Annotated in this window: 20 protein-coding genes; 11 read left to right on the top strand and 9 right to left on the bottom strand. The window is 61.5% G+C overall.

Annotation, left to right across the window (positions count from 1 at the left end; translation table 11 throughout):
- The first annotated feature begins 44 nt into the window (after positions 1–44).
- Together ACP7B9_RS07535 and ACP7B9_RS07530 are read left to right on the top strand one after the other, a co-directional pair.
- On the top strand, positions 45–884 hold the full coding sequence (locus tag ACP7B9_RS07535; protein WP_425862170.1) for an IclR family transcriptional regulator: 840 nt from the start codon (positions 45–47) through the stop codon (positions 882–884).
- 155 nt (positions 885–1,039) lie between these two features.
- Positions 1,040–2,431 carry an FAD-binding oxidoreductase gene (locus tag ACP7B9_RS07530; protein ID WP_425862168.1) on the top strand — a complete coding sequence of 464 codons (1,392 nt, stop codon included), beginning with the start codon at positions 1,040–1,042 and terminating at the stop codon, positions 2,429–2,431.
- 69 nt (positions 2,432–2,500) lie between these two features.
- On the opposite strand, the gene ACP7B9_RS07525 is transcribed toward ACP7B9_RS07530, so the two are convergent.
- Both ACP7B9_RS07525 and ACP7B9_RS07520 read right to left on the bottom strand, forming a co-directional pair.
- The gene (locus ACP7B9_RS07525) at positions 2,501–3,598 is read right to left on the bottom strand and encodes a histidinol-phosphate transaminase (protein WP_425862167.1); all 1,098 of its coding nucleotides are present in this window, start codon (positions 3,596–3,598) and stop codon (positions 2,501–2,503) included.
- 55 nt (positions 3,599–3,653) lie between these two features.
- A complete protein-coding gene (locus tag ACP7B9_RS07520) occupies positions 3,654–5,111 on the bottom strand; it encodes a purine-cytosine permease family protein (RefSeq protein WP_425862165.1) in 1,458 nt (485 codons plus the stop codon).
- 211 nt (positions 5,112–5,322) lie between these two features.
- Between ACP7B9_RS07520 and ACP7B9_RS07515 the strand changes: the two genes are divergently transcribed.
- From ACP7B9_RS07515 to ACP7B9_RS07505, 3 genes are all read left to right on the top strand, one after another.
- Positions 5,323–6,546, top strand: coding sequence for an acyl-CoA dehydrogenase family protein (locus ACP7B9_RS07515; protein WP_425862163.1), 1,224 nt, complete (start codon positions 5,323–5,325; stop codon positions 6,544–6,546).
- A gap of 134 nt (positions 6,547–6,680) precedes the next feature.
- Entirely contained in the window at positions 6,681–6,821 is a 141-nt protein-coding gene (locus tag ACP7B9_RS07510) for an LPXTG cell wall anchor domain-containing protein (RefSeq protein WP_425862161.1), read from the top strand.
- A 131-nt stretch (positions 6,822–6,952) separates the two neighbouring features.
- Positions 6,953–8,170, top strand: a complete 1,218-nt coding sequence (locus ACP7B9_RS07505) for a low temperature requirement protein A (protein ID WP_425862160.1) — start codon at positions 6,953–6,955, stop codon at positions 8,168–8,170.
- Between the two features lie 93 nt (positions 8,171–8,263).
- On the opposite strand, the gene ACP7B9_RS07500 is transcribed toward ACP7B9_RS07505, so the two are convergent.
- The 6 genes from ACP7B9_RS07500 to ACP7B9_RS07475 form a co-directional block, all read right to left on the bottom strand.
- Positions 8,264–10,042, bottom strand: coding sequence for a beta-galactosidase (locus tag ACP7B9_RS07500; RefSeq protein ID WP_425862158.1), 1,779 nt, complete (start codon positions 10,040–10,042; stop codon positions 8,264–8,266).
- Between the two features lie 37 nt (positions 10,043–10,079).
- Positions 10,080–10,712: a DUF624 domain-containing protein gene (locus tag ACP7B9_RS07495; protein ID WP_425862156.1), complete on the bottom strand. Its 633-nt coding sequence runs from the start codon at positions 10,710–10,712 to the stop codon at positions 10,080–10,082.
- Between the two features lie 74 nt (positions 10,713–10,786).
- Positions 10,787–11,596 (bottom strand): carbohydrate ABC transporter permease, encoded by an 810-nt coding sequence (locus ACP7B9_RS07490; RefSeq protein ID WP_425862154.1) that lies wholly within the window; start codon positions 11,594–11,596, stop codon positions 10,787–10,789.
- 134 nt (positions 11,597–11,730) lie between these two features.
- Positions 11,731–12,657 carry a carbohydrate ABC transporter permease gene (locus ACP7B9_RS07485; RefSeq protein ID WP_425862152.1) on the bottom strand — a complete coding sequence of 309 codons (927 nt, stop codon included), beginning with the start codon at positions 12,655–12,657 and terminating at the stop codon, positions 11,731–11,733.
- A 116-nt stretch (positions 12,658–12,773) separates the two neighbouring features.
- Entirely contained in the window at positions 12,774–14,057 is a 1,284-nt protein-coding gene (locus ACP7B9_RS07480) for an ABC transporter substrate-binding protein (RefSeq protein WP_425862150.1), read from the bottom strand.
- A gap of 89 nt (positions 14,058–14,146) precedes the next feature.
- Positions 14,147–15,160, bottom strand: coding sequence for a hydroxyacid dehydrogenase (locus ACP7B9_RS07475; RefSeq protein WP_425862148.1), 1,014 nt, complete (start codon positions 15,158–15,160; stop codon positions 14,147–14,149).
- 162 nt (positions 15,161–15,322) lie between these two features.
- Here ACP7B9_RS07475 and ACP7B9_RS07470 point away from each other — a divergent pair, with 162 nt between their 5' ends.
- The 5 genes from ACP7B9_RS07470 (at position 15,323) to ACP7B9_RS07450 (ending at position 23,076) form a co-directional block, all read left to right on the top strand.
- Positions 15,323–17,404, top strand: a complete 2,082-nt coding sequence (locus ACP7B9_RS07470) for a heparinase (RefSeq protein ID WP_425862147.1) — start codon at positions 15,323–15,325, stop codon at positions 17,402–17,404.
- On the top strand, positions 17,397–18,530 hold the full coding sequence (locus tag ACP7B9_RS07465; RefSeq protein WP_425862145.1) for a substrate-binding domain-containing protein: 1,134 nt from the start codon (positions 17,397–17,399) through the stop codon (positions 18,528–18,530). The genes ACP7B9_RS07470 and ACP7B9_RS07465 overlap by 8 nt, the downstream gene beginning before the upstream one ends.
- A 7-nt stretch (positions 18,531–18,537) precedes the next feature.
- The gene (locus ACP7B9_RS07460; protein ID WP_425862144.1) at positions 18,538–20,469 is read left to right on the top strand and encodes a DUF2264 domain-containing protein; all 1,932 of its coding nucleotides are present in this window, start codon (positions 18,538–18,540) and stop codon (positions 20,467–20,469) included.
- A 397-nt stretch (positions 20,470–20,866) separates the two neighbouring features.
- Positions 20,867–22,546, top strand: coding sequence for a urocanate hydratase (hutU, locus tag ACP7B9_RS07455; protein ID WP_425862142.1), 1,680 nt, complete (start codon positions 20,867–20,869; stop codon positions 22,544–22,546).
- A 188-nt stretch (positions 22,547–22,734) separates the two neighbouring features.
- The gene (locus tag ACP7B9_RS07450) at positions 22,735–23,076 is read left to right on the top strand and encodes a YciI family protein (RefSeq protein WP_425862141.1); all 342 of its coding nucleotides are present in this window, start codon (positions 22,735–22,737) and stop codon (positions 23,074–23,076) included.
- Between the two features lie 37 nt (positions 23,077–23,113).
- Here the strand turns inward: ACP7B9_RS07450 and ACP7B9_RS07445 are convergent, their stop codons facing one another.
- Positions 23,114–23,902, bottom strand: coding sequence for a GNAT family N-acetyltransferase (locus ACP7B9_RS07445; protein WP_425862139.1), 789 nt, complete (start codon positions 23,900–23,902; stop codon positions 23,114–23,116).
- Between the two features lie 110 nt (positions 23,903–24,012).
- Here ACP7B9_RS07445 and ACP7B9_RS07440 point away from each other — a divergent pair, with 110 nt between their 5' ends.
- Positions 24,013–24,807 (top strand): alpha/beta fold hydrolase, encoded by a 795-nt coding sequence (locus ACP7B9_RS07440; protein WP_425862137.1) that lies wholly within the window; start codon positions 24,013–24,015, stop codon positions 24,805–24,807.
- Positions 24,808–24,863 lie beyond the last annotated feature (56 nt).

Genomic DNA, 24,863 nt, shown 5'->3' with positions numbered 1-24,863 from the left:
GATCACGTCTGTGATCACAGACGTGATCCGGCTAACATAGGGTCATGGGTTCACAGATTCTGCCGCAGGTGCCGGCCGCCAAAAACGTCTTGTCGGTGCTTCGCTACATCGCGTCCCAGGCAGGTCCTGTGGGAGCCGCAGCCATTGCCCGGGATATGGATCTGCCCCGCTCCACCACCTACCATTTGCTAACAGCCCTGATAGATGACGGCTTTGTGGTGCACCTTCCCGAAGAGCGCAAATACGCTCTGGGAGTTACCGCCCACGAGCTCGGCACGGGCTATTCGCGCCAGGTTCCGCTGCAGCGCCTTGCCCGCTTTCCCTTGGCGCAATTGGTGGAGCGGACCAAGCGCACAGCCCACCTGGCCGTCATGCACGGCCGGGAGGTCATCTACGTCATTGAGGAGCGCGCCAAACGGCAAAGTGCTCTGGTGACTAATCCGGGTGTTCGGCTGCCGGCGCACCTGACGGCAAGTGGCAGGGCCATGTTGGCCGCCATGTCTGCTGACCAGCTGGCAGCCCTGTATCCGGGGCCGGAGGCCTTCGCCACACGGTACGAGTCGGGGGTGCAGTCGGTGCCTGCGCTGAATGAGCTTCTGGCGCGGATCCGGGAGCGGGGTTTCTCGTGGGAGCAAGACGAAGTGACAGATGGCTTCTCCAGTTTGGCTGTGGCCGTGCTGGACCGCACCGGCCTGGCCGTTGCCAGCGTGACCTTGACAGTTGCCAATCGACCGCCACTGACACCTGCGGCGGCTGCGAGGAATGCAGCTGAAGGCGTTGTTCAGGAACGAACAGTTCATTTGGAGGAGCTGGCTACCCTATGGTTGCCGGAAGTGACTCGCTGCGCGACGGAAATTTCGCGGCGACTGCGTCCCAGCGGCTAGAGCGGCAAGATTCGTCTGGCAAACCGTCTCGGATCTGAGAATCCATGGGAAGGGCTACTATTCGCCCCATGGAGTGGGTCTTCATGGGTAACGTGGCGATGAAGCCCCGTGCGTGCGTCGCGGTACCGCACCAACATCACGAAGGAAACTCCTACATGAGCGCTCACACTGCCAATCTGAAAACGTCGGTGCTAGAAGACCTCCGGGCATCGCTGGGCAACAAGGTCACCACTGATGACGCCGTCCGATCAGCCCGGGGCCATGACCGCTCCCACTTGCCGTGGGAAGCGCCCCTGGCCGTGGTGCAATGCGCCAGCACCGAGGATGTTTCCGCCACCCTCGCCATTTGTTCACATCACGGTGTCTCCGTTGTGCCGATCGCCGCGGGTACGGGACTTGAAGGCGGGGCCAACAGCACTGCCGGCTCCATTTGTCTAGACATTTCCGGCATGGACAAGATCCTGCGCATTGAGGCTGATGACTTGGATGCCACTGTCCAAGCGGGCGTCATGAAAAGTTCACTCAACGAGGCCTTGGCGCAGCACGGGCTCACGTTTCCTGTAGGTCCCGGAGTGGATGCCAGCGTCGGTGGCATGGCCTCGACAGGTGCCAGCGGAACTACTGCCGTGCGCTATGGAACCATGAAGGAAAACGTCCTTGGCCTGACGGTGGTGCTCGCCGATGGCACTGTCATCAAGACCGGCGGCCGCTCGCGCAAGTCGGCGGCAGGCTACGACCTGACTCACCTGTTCGTGGGGGCCGAAGGAACCCTGGGCATCCTGACAGAGGTGACGCTGCGGGTCTACGGCATCCCACAAGCCAGCAGCGTCGCGATTTGCTCCTTCGCCACCTTGGAAGAGTGCATCGCCGTCGTCCAAGCCACTCTTGAATCAGCAGTGCCCATCTCCAGAGTTGAGCTGCTCGACGACGTCACCGTCGACGCCGTCAATCGCTATAGCAGCCTGGGGCTGCCCGTCATGCCGACGCTGATTTTCGAATTTGAGGGATCTCCTGCCAACATCGCCGAACAAAGTGAAACGGTGCGCGGACTTGTCAGCCAGCACGGCGGAATCGGTTGGGATTATGCCAGCGATCCCGAGCAGATGGCCCGCATTTGGCGAGCCAGGCACGACGCCCTGCCGGCTTACACAGCATTGATCCCCGGCTCGAGCACCTGGTCAACGGACGTTTGCGTGCCCGTCTCCAGACTGGCAGAGTGCATCACCTTGACTAAGGCTGACACCGACAACGAAGGGGTGCTGGCACCTATTGTGGGTCACGTGGGAGACGGCAACTTCCACCTCGCCTTTGTCCTCCCTCCCGGGGACGACGACGTACTGGCCAAGGCTGCGGCCATCAACAACCGACTCGTGGAACGGGCCTTGTCGATGGGCGGGACCTCAACGGGGGAGCATGGCATTGGCTTGGGCAAAACAGCTTCTTTGGTTAAGGAACACGCCACCGCGATTCCTGTCATGATGGCCATCAAAAACGCCCTGGACCCACAGGGCATTCTGAATCCGGGCAAGGTACTAGCCGCCTCCTGACCCAACACAAGAAGGACCGGCACGGAAACTCCGTGCCGGTCCTTCTTGTCGATATCGGTGATGCCAGTGCTACGCCGCTAGCCAACTATCCACGGATCGGAGCACAGCAGCTTCTGCCGCCCGGGACCCGACAGTGACCCGAACACCCTCGCCAGCAAAGCTGCGAACACTCACGCTGTGGGCTAAGCAGGCCGCCTCGAGCGCGCTCGCAGATTCGCCCACGGGAAGCCATAGGAAGTTCCCGCCACTGTCCGGCAGCGCTAAGCCGCGGGCGGCCAGTGCGTTGTGCAGGGTAGCGCGGCCTTCCTGAACCGTTGACACATTCGCTGCCAGCGCCTCAGTGTCATCGAAGGCGGCGACGGCTGCTGCCTCGGCAATGGCGTTCAGTCCAAAGGGAGGCGAGACTGCCCTGACGTGGGCGGCCAGGTCAGGGTGTGCCACCATGTATCCGGCCCGCAACCCCGCCAAACCGTACGCCTTCGAGAAGGTGCGCAGGATGACGAGATTGGGGTGAGCGCCCAGCAAGGCGAGACTGTGCTGGGAGGAGGCCTCGGCGTCGTCCGTGAATTCTACATACGCCTGATCCAAAACCACCACCACATGGGCGGGGATACGAGCCAGAATCTCCGCCAGCTCCTCCGCGCCCAAAACAGTACCCGTGGGGTTGTTGGGACTGCAGAGGATGAGCGCCGCGGTGGTGTCAGTGACGGCCTCGGCCATGGCGGCCAAGTCATGGCGATGATCCGGCCCCAACGGCACCTGAACGTCCCGGGCCCCTGTCTGCCGCACCAGTATGGGGTAGGCCTCATAGCTGCGCCACGCAAAAACCACCTCCGTGCCCGGGCCGGCGAACGCCGTCAGCAGCTGCTGAAGCACGGCGAGTGAGCCAGCACCAGCAACTATCTGTTCCGCGGCGACCCCCAAACCCCGGCTGAGCGCCGCAGTCAGGTGATCTCCCTGAAGGGTGGGGTACTGCTGGCAGTGCTTTGCCGCAGTGTCAATGGCGTCCAGCACTGCCCGGGACGGATGCAAAAAGGACTCGTTCGACGACGCCCGCCAGGTAGGCGGGAGCTGCCCGCCCGCCTTGGAATAGACGGGCAGCGAAGCCACCAAATCCCTTGGCCGGGGAAGGGCGGAGCGCTCAGCAGCGGCGTGGATCGTGTTCAAGGTGAGGTCCTTTGGGTACTGGGTCTCTGTCTCGGTCTCAGGGTCTCTGGCGCAGCTAGCGGACGGTGACGGGATCGGGGGAGATATCGCCGTCGGCCGGGTAGATCATCTCTGCAGGCGGGTGGTTGAAGCGCTTGGCCACCGGGTAGTAGACAAGGGCTGTGATTACTAGGCCCACGATCCAGGAGATGTCGGCACCGCCCAACAGGGGAGTGATGGGGCCGGTGTACATGTGCTGGGCCAGGAACGGGATCTGCACGATGACGCCGAGTACGTAGGTGAGCAGTGCCGGAACATTCCAGGCGCCGTAGCGGCCCTTGGGATCGTAGAGTGCCGGGACGTCCACCTTTTCCTTGGAGGAGAAGTAGAAGTCCACCAGGTTGATGGAGCTCCACGGGATGAAGACCATCAGCAGCAGGAGCACAAAGTTCTTGAAGTTGGAGACGAAGTCATCTGATGCTGCGATGGCGATGATGACAGAGACAGCGATGAAGCCGATGACGTAAGCGAAACGGACCCACGGGGCGAAGCGGAGCTGGCGGGTGAAGGCGCTGACGGAGGTCAGGATCGTCATGTAGCCGCCATAGGCATTGAGTGTGTTCACTGTCAGTTTGCCGACGACAACCACGATGTACATCAGCACGGCGACGGCGCCGCCACCGGCCAGCTCACCGACGAAGGCAACCTGTCCGTCCAGGAACTCGTGACCGGCGGCCATGGGGATAGCTGCGAACAGGGCGCCGAGGGTCATGGACCACTGGGAACCCAAAACCGAACCCGAGAAGCAGGCCAGGAACGTTTTGCGAGCAGGCGTGGTGGCCGGCAAGTACCGGGAGTAATCGGCAACGTAGGGGCCGTAGGTCAGCTGCCAGCCGGCGCTGAGGGAGATGGCGAGTAGGAACGTGGGGAAGGCAAAGCTGCCCACATTCATGACAGCGCCGACGTCGTGCTTGATGAAGAGCTGGATGGCTAGGTACGTGAAGCCGATGATGCCAACGATCGTGGAAATTCGGCCCAGCATGTGTATGTACTTGTAGCCCATGGTGGCCACGATCACTGTCAGGACGCCGAAGACGATCACACCAAAGGCGGGGTTGCCCGTGGGGATGATTTGCTCCACTGCTTGGCCGGCTAGCACGGCGCCGGTGGCTGCGAAGCCGAGGTACATGACAATCACTAGGACCAGCGGGATGACAGCACCCAACACGCCGAACTGGGCACGGCTGGAGATCATCTGCGGCATGCCGAGCTTGGGGCCCTGAGCTGCGTGCAGGGCCATGACGGCGCCACCAAGGATGTTGCCGACGAACAAGCCGATGATGCCCCAGAAGGCGTCGGAGCCAAAGATGACTGCCAAGGCGCCCGTGACGATCGCCGTGATCTGCATGTTGGCCCCAAACCACAGGGTGAACTGTCCGAAGGGCTTTCCGTGGCGCTCGCTGTGCGGCACGAAATCGATGGATCTGCGCTCAATGGCGGGTCCGCTCTTTCTAACCGTTTGAATTCTTGACATGGCATTCCTCCGATGGAATCTGCTTGGCTCAGTGACCTTGTTTCTTCATCTATCTGAGCATGAATGCCCCCGGCCCGAGTGATCTGATTCACCAATGTCGTCTGTGATTCGAGACGAGCTGCCGGTTTGTGTGATCTGACCCACCATCTGGCTTGGGGTCGGGTTATGTTCGAAGGGTGCCGTCCCGACCACCCCTTGGAGGAGATTTCTCTTGACCGCCACCACCGACGCCGCCGCCGCTTCAGCAAAGTCCGCCGCGGCAGCTCAGTCCGAGCTGCCGTACCTTGACGGCGACTTCTTCTTCTTTGAAAGCCTGCTGCCCGCGAATGAGCTAGCCCGGCTCAACGAGATCCGCGACTGGATGGAAGCTAACGTCCGCCCCATTTCCCGCGACTTCTGGAACCGCAGCGAGTTTCCCGTCCACCTGATCCCCAAAGTGGCCGAGCTGGATATGATCAGCCCCGTCCGCCGCCAGGGCCACTCCCACCTGCTGGCCGGCATGATTACTGCCGCGATCCACCGGGTGGACGCCTCCTTCGGAACCTTCTTCAGCGGCCATGACGGTCTGTTCACCGGTTCCATCGAGTTACTGGCCTCCGACGAGCAAAAGGCGGCTTGGCTGCCTGACATTTATGCGCTTCGGAAAACCGGCGTTTTTGCCATCACCGAACCGTTGGCTGGCTCAGACGTTGCCGGTGGCACACAGACCACTGCTGTGCAGACAGGGGATTCATGGATCTTGAACGGGGAGAAGCGTTGGATCGGCAACTCGACGTTCTCCGACTACGTCATTGTCTGGGCCAAGGACGTTGCTGACGACCAGGTCAAGGGCTTCCTCGTGGACACGGCCACCGCCGGCTTCACGGCAACCTTGATTGAAAATCGTATTGCCTTGCGTGCGGTCCAAAACGCCGACATTGTCCTCAAAGATGTGGTGGTTCCTTCCTTCTTTAAGCTCGCCAACGCCAACAGCTTCCGCGATACCAACAAGGTGCTCAAGACCACCCGCGCCACTGTGGGCTGGCAAGCCGTGGGAATTCAATTGGCCGCTTTTGATGTTGCGCGCAAATACGCTGTTGAACGCCACCAGTTCGGCAAGCCGATCGCCAGCTTCCAGCTCATTCAAGAACAGCTGGTCACCATGCTGTCCAACGCGCAGGCGTCCATGGGCATGATGGTGCGGCTGGCCCAGATGGAAGACGAGGGTACTACGCGCAACGAACATTCGGCCATGGCCAAGGCCTTCGTGACCAAGTGCATGCGCGAATCGGTGGCCCTGGGCCGCAGTATCCTGGGCGGCAACGGTATCTCCGTGGACTATGAGATGGCCAAGATCTTCTGCGACGCCGAGGCAATCTACACCTACGAGGGAACCTATGAGATTAACGCCTTGGTGGCCGGGCGCGCGATCACCGGGATTGCGGCCTTCGTCTAAGGGTTACTGAGGCAATAGACGCGGCCTCGATAATCGCCTGCTGCGACTACGACTTCCGCCGCTGCGACGACTTCTTCGGCGGCGGCAATTGTGGCCGCTGTAACCGGACGACAGACCTAGGATCTCAGGCCGCTGTGGATACTGCTGGGCCGTCGTCGGAGGACGTACTGGCACGGACCGGCGCTCAGACAGCACGGCCGCTGGTCGGCGGCGTAGCAGTGTTGATGCTGGGCGGTTTGGCCTTGATGTTCATCCGTCGCGGAAACCACGCGTAGGACTTAACTGCACGAGTCTCTCGCCCCTGGAGGCTGAATTTCGTGGGCGCAAGGCAGCCACAGCGTCCGTGTCACGTACCTACTTGCTGGTGCCCGCCGTCGGCCATCTAGGCGATCCGTATGATATTTGCATGAGCCCTGACACTGAGCAGTTCCACAGCCGGTTGCGCATGAGGATGCGTGCCCGCGCCACCGATGAGCCTCACCGCGCATCGAGCCAGCTAGAGCTGCTGTTCGATCTGACGTTCGTTGTGGCGATCGCCAGCATCACAGCGCAGTTGGCGCACGGCATCACCGACGGGCACGGATTTCAGACAGTCATCCCGTTCCTGCAGGTGTTTTTCGCCATCTGGTGGGCGTGGATGAACTTCACCTGGTTCGCCTCGTCATTCGATACGGACGATGCACCATATCGGGTGTTGACGATGGTGCAAATGGGTGGGGTGCTTGTCCTTGCGGCCGGTGTTCCAGCTGCATTCAACGATGGTGACTTCCTGCTCGTGACGCTTGGCTATCTCCTCATGCGGCTCGGCCTGATCGTCCAGTGGGTCCGTGCGGCCGTGGAAGACCCGGCCAGTAGGAGGACTGCATCACGGTACGCCATTGGCATCGCCGTGGTTCAGCTCGGGTGGATCCTGCGACTGCTTTTGGATCAGGCCGGTCTGCTGCCCAACCTGTGGCAGGTACCGGCGTTCATCGCACTCGCGATGGCCGAACTCCTCGTTCCCATGTGGGCTGAACGCCATCACAGCACCAATTGGCATCCGCATCACATTGCTGAGCGCTACGGACTTTTCGTGATCATTTTGCTCGGTGAGAGCGTTCTGGCTACGTCAACGGGTGTGGCGGCGTCGCTGGATGCTGGGGGAGTCAGCGGGGCATTGGTCACCATCTCGGCGGCAGGACTAGTGATTCTATTTGCGCTCTGGTGGATCTACTTTCTGGAACCCACCGGGAACGGGCTCTCCTCGAATCGCGACAAATCCTATGTCTGGGGATACAGCCACTACGCCATTTTCGCTGTGCTGGCGGCACTGGGAGCGGGACTCGAAGTCGCTGTCGAGCAGACCGGCCACCATCTCGACGTCTCGGCAGCGACTGCTGCGTACGGTGTCTCGATACCCGCCGGCCTGTTTCTGCTGTTGTTCTTGGCTGTCCATCGCCCGATCGTCGAGCACCCTGTGGTTCGCCCGTCAGTGATACTCCCCGCTGCGGTGGTGGTTCTGGCGTTGCCGCTGAGCGTGGGCCTCATCGGTGTTGTTGGCGTCGTTGCGCTGATCGCTGTCATCTGTGCACTGGTAGTAGTGGTGAGCGTTCTTAGACGCACAAGCGTCCACTTTTCGAACTGAACAGGAGCCATGCACGGGTGCTGGATCTAACCAGATAACAGCGTTCTGCCTCAACGACAGTGCGTCCGTCAATCATTTGGACGATACGTCGTGCTATTTCTCGTCCGGCCCGAGGTCGGGGCCAGCCACGAACCGAATGTCAGTGGTGCTGCTGCCGTGTAATTCGAGAATGGCGAGCTCGTTGTCGCCTGTGCGGATCAGTGGACCGGGCACGTATAGGGTGCGCTGCGGTCCCCGGCTCCAATACCGGCCGAGATTGAAACCATTGACGAACGCATTGCCCTTGGTCCATCCGTCAAGACGGAGGAATCTGTCACCTGGGCCGTCCGCCTGAAAAGTACCGAACGACACTGAGGGGCCGGGTATCGCTTCGGAAACGCCGACGGCAACGGAGTCCTGGGCTGCCTCCCGGTACTTGTCCAGTGACCCTAGACCCATGGCCTGAAGGTCCCAATTGAGGAGTTCTGTGCCGTTGAGGATCGCCGGTCCCATGAGACCCTTGGCCTCGCCAATACGTTGCCCGTAGTTCACTCGGCCCTGGTCCTCGAGCAGAATCTGCAGGTGGCCCGCCGCCGGAATGACGATAGAGCGTTCGCCTAGTTCCCGGCTCAGAACGCCCACAGGGGCGCCGTCGAGGAAGAACTGTGCACGGTCCCGAATCTCGTCGAATGAGAGCACCCCGCCCTGGTCCAGGGTGGTTTCGTACAAATAGAATCCGCGGTATTGGCCGGTGACTTCCACCCGCGGCACAGCACCGGGCACCCGGGTTGTTGGCGTGCCGCCAGCGGACAGCAGCGGTACGTAATGAGAAACGGTCACAGCTGCGGTCTCTGCAACGGGGCGCTCAGGCGGCACGTCCGAGGTGACGGGGAAGTGCTTGGCAATGACATCCCGAAACGCAAAGTATTTAGCCGTTGGCTGCCCGTCTTCGGACAGCGGAGCGTCATAGTCGTATGAGGTGATGGTCGGCTCGTAAATGCCCTTGTCATTGGCACCATTGGTGAAGCCGAAATTGGTCCCGCCGTGGAACATATAGATATTGACGGAAGCCCCCGCCGACAGCAGCGCATCAAGTTCTGCCGCGGAGTCAGCGGCGTCGGTGGTGTGGTGATGGGTGCCCCAATTATCGAACCAGCCATTCCAGAACTCAGCACACATCAGCGGACCGGTGGGTTGGCGTTCGCGCAGGAACGCAAGCCGTTCAACCGACCGCGATCCAAACGTGCCGGTCTTGTGCAGCTCCGGCAACGATCCGTCCTCGACCATGGTCCTGAACGGCTGATCACAGCTAAACAGGGGCACATCAATACCTAAGCGCTTGGTGAGGTCCACCAGATGCCGCAGGTAGACCTTGTCGCTGCCGTACGCGCCGTACTCATTCTCAATCTGCACCAGAATGACGGGACCACCATGCGTAATCTGCCGCGTCACTACGATGGGAAGCAAGGCCTCGAAGAATGAGCCGACGGCGGCGAGGTAGCCGGGCTCGCTGCTGCGCACCCCGATGGTGGGGTCAGTAAACAGCCACGCTGGCAGGCCCCCGTTGTCCCATTCGGCACAGATGAACGGGCCTGGCCGCACAATGGCACGCATGCCCTCGGCCGCGACGAGATCGAGGAAGTGGCCCAGATCCAGGTCGCCTGCGGTATCGAAGCGGCCGGGAACCGGCGAGTGCTCGTTCCACGGAACATACGTCTCAATTGTGTTCAGGCCCATGAGCCGGGCCTTGCGGATGCGGTCTGCCCACAGATCCGGATGGACACGAAAATAGTGGATGGCGCCGGAGAGAATCCGGAACGGTTCGCCGTTCAGGAGGAAGTCCTGCTCGCCAATGATGAAGGTGTCCGCGGCGGCTGCATGGGGTTCTAACACAAGCTGGTTCCTGTCAAAGATTGGTATCCGTCAAAAGCTATGGGGCTCGCAATGCCGCATGGAAAGAGTATGAGGCGTTGCTCCAGATTACGAAAAGCAGCGGCGCCGGCGCCAGTGCGACGCCCAGAACGGGCTGCAGCACCGCGGCCGACACGATGATACCCAGCAGGACCAACATGCCCAGGCTGAGATACCAGCGCTGGACCACAAAATACAGGGCGGCCTTCAGAATGCTTTTGAGATGAGTTTCAGGCAGAAGTACGACGCCGGCAATCACCGTCACCGTCAGGCACACCGACACTGCGGCAAGGACGACGAGTAAGGGCATAAGGACTGCCGCCCCCGGCATCGCCTGAACGGCTACCAAGTCCACACCGAGGAACAACAACAGTGCAACGGCAGCCACACCAAGCAGTGCGGTCCGCTTGAAACTACGCTTGTAGCCCTTGAGGAAAGCCGCCACCGGCTTGACCGTTCCGGCGTCGTCATTCAACGCGCGGAAGGAGGCGAAGATACCTCCGAGGGATGGCGCAATGGTGACCGAGAGGAGCAGGAAGAACGGCCACGCAGCTGCCGGATCCGCTACCAAGGCCAGGCAGAACACCAGCGGAGCATTAGCTAGGGCTAGCAGAGCGTTCCCGGCTAGGAAGGTGTAAACAAACGCGAACATGCTCCCAAAGGTTTCAAATCCAGGACCAACCCACCGGCGCTTCCGTGGCTCCGTCATGTGCCCGCTGACGGCACTCATCCTTTCATTCCGCTCGTGGCGATGCCTTGGATGAAGTAGCGCTGACCGATCAGGAAGATGATGAGGATGGGCACCACCGAGATGACCGAGCCGGTCATGATCATGGCGTATTCGGCGTCGAACTGGCCCACAAAGGAGCGCAGACCCAGCTGAACAGTCCACAAGCGGTTGCTGGTGAGGTAAATGAACGGACCCATGTAATCGTTCCAGGTGTTCACGAAGGTCAGCAACGCCAGGCTGGCTAGTGCCGGCTTGGACAGTGGCAGAATCACGCGGGCCCAGATGCCGTACTCGCTCAGGCCGTCAATGCGTGCGGCCTCACACAGTTCGTCCGGGATGGTCATGTAGTACTGGCGCATCAAGAACACGCCAAACGCTCCAAAGGCTTGCAGCAAGATCAGTGAGGTGAAGCTGTTCGTCAGGCCCAGCTTTTGCATCATGATGTACTGCGGCACCATGTAGGCCTGCCACGGCACGGCGATGGTGCCGATGTAGGCCAGGAACAACACATCACGGCCACGGAAACGGACCTTGGAGAAGCCGTAGGCAGCCAGCGAGCCGGTGAGGACTTGCAGAATGGTGATGATGACGGCCAGGTACAGCGAGTTCTGCAGGTACCCCATCATGGGAATCCGGGTCCAGATGTCCGTGTAGTTACTCCACACGAACTCTTGCGGGATCCATTGAATAGGAACTGTGAGAACCTGATTGTTTTCCTTCAGCGAGGAGGAAACCATCCAGAAGAAGGGAACAAGGAGCGCAGCCACCAGCACAACAAGAACACCGTAGATGATCACGTTGGCCATGCGCGATTTCTGTGCTCGCGTTTTGGGCCGGGATGACCTTGTTTTCTGGGGTGCGCCCCGGCCGAGGCGGCCTGTGTGCAGCGCGGAGCCAAGGAGAGGCGCTTCGGCTTTGAGATCTTCTGCCATGTTAGTCATTAGCGTTCCCCTCGCTGTTGGATTTTAAACTGCAGGACGGTCACCGTCAGGACGATGAGGAACAGGACCAGAGAAATCGCCGAGGAGTAGCCAAACTTCCCTTCGCCAATTCCTTCCTGGTAGATCAGCTGGGATAGGACGGTGGTGGACCGGCCGGGGCCGCCGTCGGTCATGACCACGATCAGGTCAAAGACCTTGAAACTGGAAACGGTCAACATCACCAAGACGAAGAAGGTGGTGGGCCGCAGCGACGGGATCGTGACATTCCAGAACCGCTGCCAGGCACTTGCGCCGTCAACTTCGGCGGCTTCATAGAGTTCGCTCGGAACTGCCTGAAGGCCGGCTAAGTACAGGATCATGTAGTAGCCCATGTCGCGCCACACGCTGGTGATAATCACGGCGGGCAGGGCCCAATCGGAGCTGGACGTCCAGCCCGGGGGATTGGCCACGCCCACCGTTTGCAGGAACTGGTTGATGGGGCCTGTCTCCGGGCTAAAGAGCATATTCCAGACGACGGCGACGGCCACCAGCGAGGTGACGTAGGGGAAGAATATTGCCACACGGAAAAAGCCAATGCCTTTGAGCTTGCGGTTGAGCAGCATCGCTAGGGCAAGGGCCAGTCCCATGGTGAGCGGCACATGGCCGAGCGCGTAAAACAGCGTGTTGCGCAGGGCAATCCAGAAGGAGTCGCTGCCGAGCATGCGCTGAAAGTTCTCAAGACCTACCCATTTGGGGGCGCTGAATGAGTCCCACTCCATGAAGGAGAGAGCAAAGGCGGCCAGCACGGGTATGAGTGTGAATGCCAAAAAGCCAAGGAAGTTCGGCAGGATGAACGACCAGCCGATGAGCGTATTGCGCCTAGCCTGTTTCCTGTTGCCACGGCTGAGCACTGGTGCCGTAGCCGGAGTAATTGTTTCAGTAGTCATGATGACCGCTCCCGGGCTGGGAACGTTCCTCCATTTCAGAATCCGGAGTGTTCGGGCCAGATACGGTGCCGCGCTGGGCTGAGAAGCCAAGGCGCGGCACCGTACCGGTGGGAGTGTTACTGGTTGAGAACTTCTTTTTTGACGCGCTTATCCATCTCGGCGATGCCGTCATCAACGGAGGTTTCGCCAACCATGATCAGGTCATGCTCTTGGTTGAGGATGGTGTCCGTGGCAGCTGACTTGTCACTGACGGGCATTTCCAGCGCGGTGGTATCGGGGGCGAAGGCCTTCTTCGACAGATCATCCGTGGGCATGCCGTCCAAGTTGAAGTAGGCCTCGGTCACAGACGAATCCTGCAGCGCAGGCACTACACCAATCGCGGAGATTGCCTTGGCTCCATCGGCACCGGCGGCCCACTCAATGAACTTCTTCGCTTCATCGGAGTGCTTCGCATTCTTGTTCACGGCGAATGCCGTGGGCGAACCAAACGTGGTGATCTCGCCGTCGGCCGTCTTCTGCGGCATGGGGGCCAGACCCCAATTCACATCCGTCTTGCCACCTTTTTTCGCCTCGAGGATTCCGGCGATGTACCAGGTACCCATCGGCATCATGGCGGCCTGTCCGGTCTCAAACATGGTGCGGTAGCTGGTCTTTTGGCTCTTGGCTGTGCCGTATTCGAGGGTGGCGCCGCTCTTCTGGAGATCCAGCGTGGTGTTGTACTGATCCTTCATGAAGGCGTACTCGCCGCTGTTCTGGTCGGCGCCATTCTGGGCCGCTGCAATGGCCTGAACAACTGAACGCCAAGTGTGCTGGTAGGTTCCATAGACCTTTTTGCCGTCCTTGGTTGTGCTCAGCTTCTTGGCTATGTCCGAGTACTGCTCCCACGTCAGGTTGGTGGGGTCGGCAATACCGGCGGCCTTGAACATGTCCTTGTTGTAGTACATGAGCCAGAAATCCTGACGATATGGGGCGGCATAGTATTTGCCGTCCATATCGAAAGCATCGATGCCGGCGAGCTTGTCCTTGCCGACTGCGTCAACTACGCCGTTGATTTCCTGCAGCTGGCCCTTGTTGGCGTAGCGGGAGTAGTCAATGACGTTCTTCATGGTCAGTACGTCCGTGGTGTCACCGCCGGCCAGCATGGTGGTTACCTTCTGTGGGTAATCGTCAGCCAGGATGTCTACCGGTTCAATGTGGATGTTGGGGTTGGCAGCCTCATAAGCAGTGAACAGGGCTTTGAATTCCGGTGTGCCCTCGTAGTTCCAGACGGATACGCTCAGGGTGGTTTTGCCTTCCTGATCGCCACCATTATCGGCGGGACCGGCAGCCCCGGCACAGGCTGAGAGGCTCAGCCCGGCCGTCAGCGCCAGCGCCATTGCGGTGAAAGTTCTGCGCTTCATTGCGTTTCTCCTTGGTGTTTTTCGTGTTGCCGCTGCTGCGGCCTGGTAGATGTTGGTCTTGGCGGAATCATGCGGACGTTCGGGGCGAGCTACGCGCTCAGTGAGAGGTCGTCGTGGAGTACCTGAGCCACAAGGTCCTTGCCTGAGAGGTACCGTTCGAGGTCGTTGAGGGCGGCATCGGACATCCTTCTGGTTTCCGTGCCGAGTGACCCCGCAATATGCGGTGTGAGCATCACATTGGGCAGATCGTAGAGGATGGAGTCCGCCGGGAGGGGCTCCGGGTCGGTGACATCCAGCAATGCTTGGATACGTCCCGTGGCGCATTCAACTTCGAGGGCCTTTGTGTCGACCAGCGCTCCGCGGGCCGTGTTGATCAGCGTCGCGTTGTCCTTCATCATCTGAAGCTCTGCCGTGCTGATCATGTTCCGCGTTTCCGGCAGATCCGGTGCATGGATGGTGACAACATCGGAGTTGCTCAGGAGCTCTTTCAAGGGGACCAGCTTGCCACCGGCAGCCGCCACCAAGAGGGGGTCAACGTGAGGATCGCTGACGAGGCATGTGACATCTTGGAGCTGCTGGACCAACTTGACCACACGGCGTCCGATGCGTGAGAAGCCCACCACTCCGATGACGCGTCCGATGTTGCCCAATTCGCCACGGCCTGAAACGTAGTTCCAGTCTTCACGGAAGGTTCGAGCATCGTTGGCTAGCACCTGAGCCTTTTTGCCTGCCAAGACAATCGAAGCAAACGTGAACTCAGCGACTGGGATGGCATTCGCGTCAGCGCCGTTCGTGACCGTGATGCCCCGGTCCCACAGTTCGTCGGTGACGAAGCTCCGGACGGTTCCGGCGCAGTGGAATACTGCCCGCAGTTTCGGCATGCGCTCTAACCGCTCGGCATTGAGCTGGGGGACACCCCAGCTGGTCAGCAAGATTTCCACATCTTCCAGATGCCCAGACATTTCGGGATCTTCCAGGGAATCAGTCCACGGTTGCGTTCCCAGATCGACTAGCTCTGCCAGCCGTTCGAGCCGTGTGGAATCGAATTGATCGGCAAAGGTTTCGCGATTCATGACCAGCAGGGCGTGAGGCTTTTGCGTCATTGGCGGAGTCTCCCTTCGGGTCGTGGCCGGAATGTTCGACCAGTTATTTATGTGTTGCGTCACATCTAATAATCAGTACATACTGATAAACGAGATTGTTCAATCAAGATAATCGAAGTTGAACTAAAACATTCAAGCTCGAACAATTGAGAGGGAATTGCGATGGCGGAATACCCCGGAACCGCATCCGCAGATGAATTGCATGTGGTGTCATCCGGACCTCTCAGTGCTACTGGACCCCTCGGCGCAATTTGGGGTCGCAAGGCCACTCACGATTCTCTGGAGTCGCTTTTGGCTGGTGCGCGGGATCGGCTCAGCATCCGCCCGGCAGATGATGTCGCCTGGCGAGGGGTGGCTCCGGCTTCGGTTGAGTTGCTGGTTGATCAGGCATCAGCAGAGCGCGGTTCACCGTGGCCGCACCCGCTGGTATCGCACTATTCCCGTTACTTCCGTGACGGAAACCGCACCGCATATGAGGGAATGGTGGGAGCGAGGCAGCAGCGCCTTACACGAGCGGTGGTGATGTCGGCGCTGCACCGCGATGCCGAAGAGTGGCTCGACGAAGTTGTTGACGGCGCCTACCTGTTATGCGAGCAGAGCTCGTGGAGCTGGGCGGCGCACGATGATGTTTTCGCTGTCTCGGGCGATGTTGTTCCCGATCCGGACCGACCTTATGTGGATCTTGGCGCCGGTGAGGTCGCTGCCCAGCTTGCATGGATTGATCTGGTTCTCGGGGATCGATTAGACCAGAGGGCACCAGGCCTGAGGCGGCGTCTTCGCTATGAGACGCAACGCCGGGTGATCCAGCCCTTTGTGGATCGACTCGACTGGCACTGGCTCGGTCTCGACGGCGATGTTCACAACTGGAACCCTTGGATTCATTCGAACATCATCACCGCAGCCCTGCTTCTAGTAGATGACCCGAAGCTCCAGGCGCACACCATTTCCAGGTGTATTGAGGGACTGGACCGTTTTTTGGCATCGATCCCGGACGACGGCGCCATTGATGAAGGCTTCGCCTATTGGTGGAACGGTGCCGGCAGAGCACTGGAAGGACTGGCCGTCCTGGACGAAGCGAGCGGCAGGGTTCTGGCCGCTGATGTCCCGGTAGTCCGGGAAATGGTCGCCTTTCCGCACCGGATGCATCTGGGCGACCGGTGGTTCCTGAATGTGGCCGATGGTCCAGCCCGTGCAGCTGAGGGATTGCCGTGGGACATGCTGTATCGCGCGGCCATCCGCACCGGCGATACACAAGCGGCGCAAAACGCTGGCGCGTTCGTTCGTGAACAAGTGGATTCAAAGGCCGGACTTGGCCGGGTCCTTCATTCCTTGCTCCAGCCTGTGCCCGGGCCTGTGTCAAAAGCTGTGCCTGGGCTCGAACAGCCGGAACGGCTCGAACAGCCGGACGAGCAATCGCCCCAGCCTCCACTTGCTGCGTTCACTTACCTGCCGTCGGTGCAGATCATGGTTGCCCGGCAAATCGCTGGCAGCGCTCGCGGACTGACGCTGACGGCCAAGGGTGGGCACAACGGCGAACACCACAACCACCGCGACGTCGGATCACTTGTGGTGGCAGTCGATGGTGTCCCGTTGCTCGTTGACGCGGGCCAACCCACCTACACCGCTCAAACGTTTGGTCCGGACCGGTACCAGATCCGAGCCATGCAAAGTTCTTGGCATAGCGTTCCGGCACCCTTTGGGCTGGAACAGGGGACGGGTGCGGAATTCGGCGCCACCGTCATCGAGGAACCAACCGCCGCTAGACCAACACTAACCTTGGGACTCGGCACTGCTTACGGGTTCGCCCGGGCTGAGCAATGGATTCGCACGGCGGCCCTGAATCGCGAGGTTGGTTCCATTGTGATCGGGGACCGCTGGGAGTTGCCCACGTCCCCGAACCACCAGGAAACGCACCACCCCGACATCGACATTGCCTACCTCATCGCCGGAACGCTGCAACTCGGTAATGGCGGCACAGGTGAGGACGGCACAGCGACGGTCTGGCCGGAGGGCATACCCGGGATAGACACGAGCGGGGCCGCTCCCGTACCCGGCCACAGCAGTGGCTTGAGGCTGCGCTGGAAGCCAAGGTCCGCCGTCGTACTTGTGGATGAATGGGTACTTGATGACCCGCTTTTGAAAGAGATTTGGGGAACGAAACTGACTCGCCTGCGGTTCCGCCTGCCCGTCGCAACACCCGCCACCGGCGAATTCACTGTGAGCATGGAGGCAACTAATGAGTAACGACTCGAGTCAGCAGGGCGGCGGGAAATCGCTGTTCGCGCTGCAACGCCGTGAACTGGTCATGGACGAACTTCGGGCCCACGGAGCCATCACGGTGCGTGAGATTGCCGTCAAACTCGGCGTCAGTGAATTGACCATCCGGCGCGATGTGAACAGCCTCGCCGACGCCGGCTTAGTCTCCCGGGTCCACGGCGGCGCCACGCTGCGCAGCCCGCTTGACCGGACGGCGGTCGCGGGGAAGCCGTCGGCGCACAGCTATGCGATTGGCATGGTGGTGCCATCGCTGGATTATTACTGGCCGCAGGTCATCAGCGGGGCGAGGGAAGAAGCCGAGGGTCAAAACCTGCGGATCTTGGTGCGCGGATCGGCCTATGATGCCACGGACAATCGCCGCCAGGTTCAGGCGCTGCTCGATACGCAAAACATCGACGGGCTCATTGTGGCTCCGGACATGGAGGGCGCTCCCGGGCGCGACCTGCTGCGCTGGCTCAATGCCCTGCCGATTCCCGTGATCTTGGCCGAACGGCGCACTCCTTCGGACATCCCCGCGCACCGGCTGGAATGGGTGGCAACCGACCACGCGTTTGGCGCCGGCATGGCGGTGCGGCATCTATGGCAGGAAGGCCACCGCGCGATTGGCTGTCTGACGGATTCGAGCAGCCCCACGAGTCCGCACGTCGTTCGCGGATGGGAGCAGGCCATGGTCGCTTTGAACATCCCTATTGAGAATCAGTTCTCCGGTGAATCCGCGAAACTGGGCAATGATGAACGAGCACAGCACTTTGACCATGTTCTAGAACGCTGCCGTGAGACCGGGACGACGGCGCTGCTGGTCCACTCCGATACACAGGCTTTGGCGTTCGTGCAGCACTGCGTGGACAAAGGACTGCAGGTGCCGGGCGATATTGCGATTGTTGGCTACGACGACGAGGTAGCTTATCTTGCCGAGCCTGCCATTTCCGCCGTCAAACCTCCCAAACGCTATGTCGGCAAGGTGGCGGTGCAGCTGATGGCGGCCCGCCTCGCCGAAGGCCGGACGCGACCGGTGCACCGAATTCAGCTGAACCCGGAACTGATTCTGCGAGAGTCCTCAGTTGGGGCTCCGCGCACAACCCAAGAACCCTGAGGAAGCCATGCCGCACACTGTTTTAACTCTTCCTCCGCTTGACCATGACCTGTCCCCGCGCACCGGTCTGACGCGGGAGCATTGGTCGGCCTACGCGGATTTCCTGCTGCGCTCAGCTCAACGGTTCGGCACGGCGGACCACGCGAATCTCCACCTGCCCGGTGCTAACAGTGTTTACGGCCCCCGCAGCGACGCGTTGGAGGCGTTCGCCCGGACCTTCCTGCTGGCGTCTTTCCGCATCGCTGGGGATCCCGAGAGGACCGGCTGGATTGCACAATGGTACGCCGAGGGACTGGACGCCGGGACAAATCCTGCGAACCCCGACCGCTGGCCCACTCCCGGCGAGCTGGGGCAGGCCAAGGTTGAGGCGGCATCACTGGCTGTGGGGCTGGCGCTGACCCGGGACGTGCTCTGGGACAAGCTTCCGCAACGGGTCCAGGAGCAGCTGATCGCCTGGTTCGAGACCGTTATTGGCGAGGAATACCCGCCCATCAACTGGGTGTGGTTTCAGATCGTCGTCGAGACCTTCCTTGCCAGCGTTGGCGGACGATACTCGGTTGCGGACATTGATGCTGGCCTGGCCATCCACGATTCCCTCTACCGCGGGCACGGCTGGTTTGCCGACGGTCCGGAGCGCGCCTATGACCACTACAACGGCTGGGCCTTCCAGGTCTACCCACAGCTGTGGGCGCTGATGGCGCCAACGGATCCGCGGGTACTTGCCCGTTCCGCGGTCGACGGCGAGCGGCTGGCGGACTATCTCGACGACGCCGCCTACCTCGTGGGCGGCAACGGCGCGCCGCTCATTCAGGGGCGCAGCCTTATTTACCGTTTCGCCGCGGCCGCACCTTTCTGGGTGGGCGAGCTGTCCGGTCAAACGAGGCTTTCTCCTGGCGTGGCACGTCGCGCGTCCTCAGGCATGCTTGACTACTTTATCCGTCGCGGCGCCATCAACGACGACGGCCTCCTCACCATTGGTTGGCACGGCGAATTCCCGGGAATGCGGCAGGCCTACTCCGGCGCAGGCTCACCGTATTGGGCAGCTAAGGGATTCCTAGGCTTGGCACTGCCAGCTGCCCACCGTGTCTGGACGGCGGTCGAGGAACCGTTGCCGGTGGAGGTGGCAAATACCCGGCGGTTGATTGCTGCGCCCGGCTGGCAAGTCGACGGCACGGTGGCCGACGGCGTCGTCCGGATCAGGAACCATGGAACTGACCACGCCAATCCCGGTGCGGCCGTGGCGGACTCGCCACTTTACGCGCGGTTGGGCTACTCCACGCACACGTTCCCGGACCTTGAGAGCGAATCTCTGGACAACGCCGTCGTGCTGGTCAACGGTGCTGACGAGTTGACGCACCGGACCGGATTCGAATTCCTTGGCCAGGCCGACATCCTCGGTGAGACCGGCATGGCCGGGGTACTGGCCGGAGCATCACGGGCCACCACCAACTGGATCACTATTAATCCCGACGCCGGGCCGGATCACGGCAGTGGCGTGGAAGGTATGGCTGTTCCTGGCCCGGACGTGACAACTGTGTCGCTGACGCATGGTGCTGTGGAGCTGCGCCTGGTTCGAGTCCGCGGCTGTTCACCGGAGTTGCTGGCCTCCCTGCGGATGGGCGGCTGGCCCATGGATGCTGAGTCAACGCTCATCAGCGAGATTCGCCCCTTGCCGGGTCTGGGTTTCGCGCTTGACGACTCCGGAACGTGGAGCAGGACGTCGCCCCATCCCATGGGGGAGTGCCTGACGATTCCGTGGATTGGTACCGCCGGTCCAGCGGTGGACGGTGACTATGCCGCCGTTGTTGGTCTGGGCGGTGAGGGAACGCGTGCGGAATTGGACGGAGCCCGCTGGGGCGACGACGGACAGTTCCACTTTGCAGATGGCGTTGTCATCGATCTTGCCGCGATCTGGGAGAGGTTCCAGCCCGCGGGTTAGCCGCCGAGTTGTCCGCCGACTGGGGGCCAATGCACGGCCTGCATCCCGAACTCGTCGGGGATTTCTACCTTGTCTCAGATGCGAGGATCTCGAAACCTCGGATGGCAGTCCAATCGAGCTCGCACGCGATTGATCGCATTCGAACCTCAGATGCCTCGCCCGCCGTACTGACGGCAAAACTAGCGGAGGTCGTTTTCACGTGAGTCTCACACCGCTCCGGCGTGGGCATCCCGCAGGAGGTGACGTTCCGCCGTCGTACTTCCGTATTGTCTTGGATCACAGACAGACCAAACAGTGAACCCCTAGGATTGCGCGACCGCCGGGGGTTGGATAAGAACATAAGAACTTTCGCCAGGACTTCCCGTCCTCGGCGATGATCCAACAGCTAAGGAACATCATGGCAACGATGCATGACCCCTCCCGCACCATCCGTGCAGCCCGCGGCACCGAGCTTTCTGCCAAGTCATGGCAGACGGAGGCTCCCTTGCGCATGCTCATGAACAACCTCGATCCGGAGGTTGCCGAGCGCCCCGAGGATCTGGTGGTGTACGGCGGGACCGGCCGCGCTGCCCGTTCCTGGGAAGCCTATGACGCCATTGTCGCCACCCTGAAGACCCTGGACGACGACGAGACCCTCCTCGTGCAGTCGGGCAAGCCGGTTGGCGTGTTCCGCACCAACGTGTGGGCGCCGCGTGTGCTTCTGGCCAACTCGAACCTTGTGGGGGACTGGGCAACGTGGCCCGAGTTCCGCAAGCTCGAGGCCGAGGGGCTGATGATGTACGGCCAGATGACGGCCGGTTCATGGATTTACATTGGCACCCAGGGAATTCTTCAGGGGACCTTTGAAACCTTCGCAGCGATTGCCGAAAAGCGCTTCGGTGGAACGCTGGCCGGAACGCTGACGCTGACCGGCGGCTGCGGTGGCATGGGTGGCGCACAGCCACTGGCCGTCACCCTCAACGGTGGCGCCTGCCTCATCGTGGACGTGTCGGCCGAGCGCCTGCAGCGCCGTGTGGGCAAGCGCTACCTCGATGAGCTGGCTCCTTCCCTCGACGCTGCGCTGGAGCGGGTCCTGGAGGCGAAGGCGTCCAAGACGCCGCTGTCCGTGGGTGTTGTGGGCAATGCCGCCGAAGTGTTCCCGGAGATCCTGCGCCGCCACAAGGCTGGAGAATTCACGGTGGATATTGTTACCGACCAGACAAGTGCGCACGATCCGTTGTCCTACCTGCCCACCGAATACTCCGTGGAGGAGTGGGCTGCCGAATCTGAAGCTGATCCCGAGGGGTTCACGAAGAAGTCCCAGAATGCGATGGCCCGCCACGTACAGGCCATGGTGGAATTCCAGGATGCCGGTGCTGAGGTCTTCGATTACGGCAACTCGATTCGCGACGAGGCTCGCAAGGGCGGCTACGACCGTGCCTTCGAATTCCCCGGCTTTGTTCCGGCCTACATCCGCCCGTTGTTCTGCGAGGGAATGGGCCCGTTCCGCTGGGTTGCGCTCTCCGGTGATCCCGAGGATATCCGCGTCACCGATGAGGCGCTCAAGGAGCTGTTCCCGGAGAATACGCACCTGCACCGTTGGCTCGATGCCGCCGCCGAACATGTTGAGTTTGAAGGCCTGCCGGCCCGCATCTGCTGGCTCGGTTACGGCGAACGCGCCAAGGCTGGCGTGCTGTTCAACGAGCTCGTGGCTTCGGGCAAGGTGTCAGCGCCGATCGTGATTGGCCGCGATCACTTGGATTCGGGTTCTGTTGCATCGCCCTACCGTGAGACCGAATCCATGAAGGATGGCTCCGACGCCATCGCCGATTGGCCTTTGCTGAACGCCATGCTCAACACGGCATCGGGCGCCACCTGGGTCTCCATCCACCACGGCGGCGGTGTGGGCATTGGCCGCTCCATTCACGCCGGGCAGGTATCCGTTGCCGACGGTTCGGCCCTGGCGGGCGAGAAGTTGGCACGGTTGCTGACGAATGACCCGGGCATGGGCGTCATTCGCCACGCCGACGCCGGTTACGAGCGGGCCATTGACGTCGCCGCCGAGCGCGGGGTCCGGATCCCCATGCAGGAGCAGTAGCCTCGTCCCTGACAGTCATGACGCCGATACGGTCATTCGCGCTGGAATTACCAGCGGCGAATGACCGGATCGGCGTCATTTTCATCCTTGACCCCGGTCTGGCCCCAAGTTCATAATCGGGCTACACGCAACATGGCGTTGCGGCGAAGAGCTGAGGGATGGTGCCGCAGGAGCAGAGGAGTCCTCGAATGACGAAGTACTTGATCTCGTTTCCCGGTGAAGCCATGGTGGTCCCGGAGGAAGAATTCGAGGCGGTGGTTGAAACCTCACATGCAGCCATCGAGGAGGCCAAGTCAGCGGGCGTGTACGTCTTTGGCGGCGCCATCAACGATGGCGTAGAGCCGGTGCTCGTTGCCGGAGACGGCACCTTCACCGAGGGGACCTACCCGGGTCACAAGCTGCCCAACGGCGGCTACCTCATTCTTGAGTTACCTTCGAGGGAGGCAGCCCTCGAGTGGGCCGCGAAGATAGCCGTCGCCTGCCGCTGCTCCCAGGAACTCCGGGAGTTTCATTACGACCCCGTCAGCTGACGGCCAAGTTCGGGAGGGGACATCCCGCCGTCGTACTCTAGCGGCGCCAGTTGGAGGGGGTGGTGGTGGAGACCTTCAGCAGCCCTGAGCGTTCCAGAATAGGGCGGGAGTATTCCGTGGAATCGCTGTGGACCAGTTTCTTGCCGGCGGCGAGTGCAGCGCGGGCGCGGCCGGCCGTCAGTGCACGGTAGATGCCACGGCCCCGGTAGGCCTCGAGCGTGGCGCCGCCCCAAATGCCCACGAAGTCCGTGCTCGGGACAGGCTCGAGCCGGCCTGTGCTGACGATCTTGCCGTCAGCCTCGGCAACCCACAGCTCCATGCCATCTTCCCTTGCCAGACGGGCTATAAGTGCATCAGCCGTGCGCGTGCTGGCGGGGTCGCCGAAGGCCTCGTCCGCCATGGCGCTCATGGCCCTGACGTCTGCTTCGGAGGTGACCGTTCGCAGCGTCACGCCGTCGGGCAGTGGGACGTCCTTGGCCAGCGCTTCGAGCGGGCCGATCATGATGGATTCCGGGTCATCGGCCTCGAAACCGTTCGCGAGGAGAGCCTCGTGGAGGCCGGGTGCGTGATCGTGCCCGCGGGATTTCCATTCGACGGCGGTGATCTCCGAATCTGCCTGAAAATGAGCTAGCGCCTGCGGGACCATGGCCGTGATTTCTTCCGCCGTGGCGCCGGCGAGATCTTGGTACGTGATGAATCCGCGGCCGCCAGCGAAGGTGACCAGCCGCAGTGGACCCGATTTAGTCACGCTGAGCGCGCTGGGTGTTTCAGCGTCGGTGCGGAGTTGCTCGTCGTAGGCCCTCAGGTACTGCTCTTGAATTGTCATCGGCCTTAGCCTTTCAGGCCTGGGCGCCCGGTGCAAGTGGCCTGCGCCACCCGAGCCGGCGGTTTCAGCGATGCGGGGATGTCCTGCGAGTAGGGGCGTAGCCTGATCCCATGGGATCAGTGGTGAGGAAGCTGTTGCTAGAAACCGGCATCTCGGTGCCCTGCTTGATCCAGGGTGGTGCAGGGGCAAAGCCGCTGTTGCTGCTGCATGCGTGGGGCGAGTCCCGGCGCAGCTTCGACCGGCTGTTGCCGTGTCTGGACAGTTTCAGGGTCTACGCCCCTGACCTGCGCGGACAGGGCGATGCAGACAAGCCGGAGGGCGGGTATTCCTTGGCCGAACAGGCGGAGGACGCCGCGGCAATTCTGGCCGCCCTCGAGGTGCCCCGGGCCTTTGTGCTGGGATCTTCCAGCGGCGGATATGTGGCGCAGCAACTGGCGCTCATGCACCCGGACCTTGTTGCCGCACTTGTGTTGGTGGGCTCTCCCGCTAGCCTGCAGGGGAGGCCCGCCTTCGCCGCAGAGGTCGAGGCCCTGACGGACCCTGTCGAGGAGGACTGGGTACGGGAGTCGCTGTCCTGGTTTCCCCTGGTGCAGGACGTTCCCCCGTGGTATTTCCAGGACCGTGTGGCCGACGGGGCCAGAATGCCGGCGAACGCGTGGAAACGTATTCTGGCGGGATTGTGTGCAGCGACGCCGCCCACTGCGGCTGGGGACATCCAGGCGCCCACGCTGATTCTGTGGGGCGCTCGCGACAACCTGCTGCCGCGCTGGCAGCAGGACATCCTGGTGGAGCGCATTGACTGTGCAGTCTTGAAGGCCTATCCCGAGGCGGGACACCTGGTGCTCTGGGAATGTCCGGGGCAGGTGGCCATGGATGCCACGGCGTTCCTGCTTGCCCTGGGTTGACGCCAGGCCTCGGGTCGCCAGCACCAGCAATGTCCCACCATGGCGCTACGGTTAAA

The organism is Arthrobacter sp. TWP1-1, from assembly GCF_049897845.1.
Lineage (GTDB): Bacteria > Actinomycetota > Actinomycetes > Actinomycetales > Micrococcaceae > Specibacter.
The sequence above is the reverse complement of the archived record's forward strand: the minus strand, read 5'-3'. Positions and strand labels throughout refer to the sequence as shown.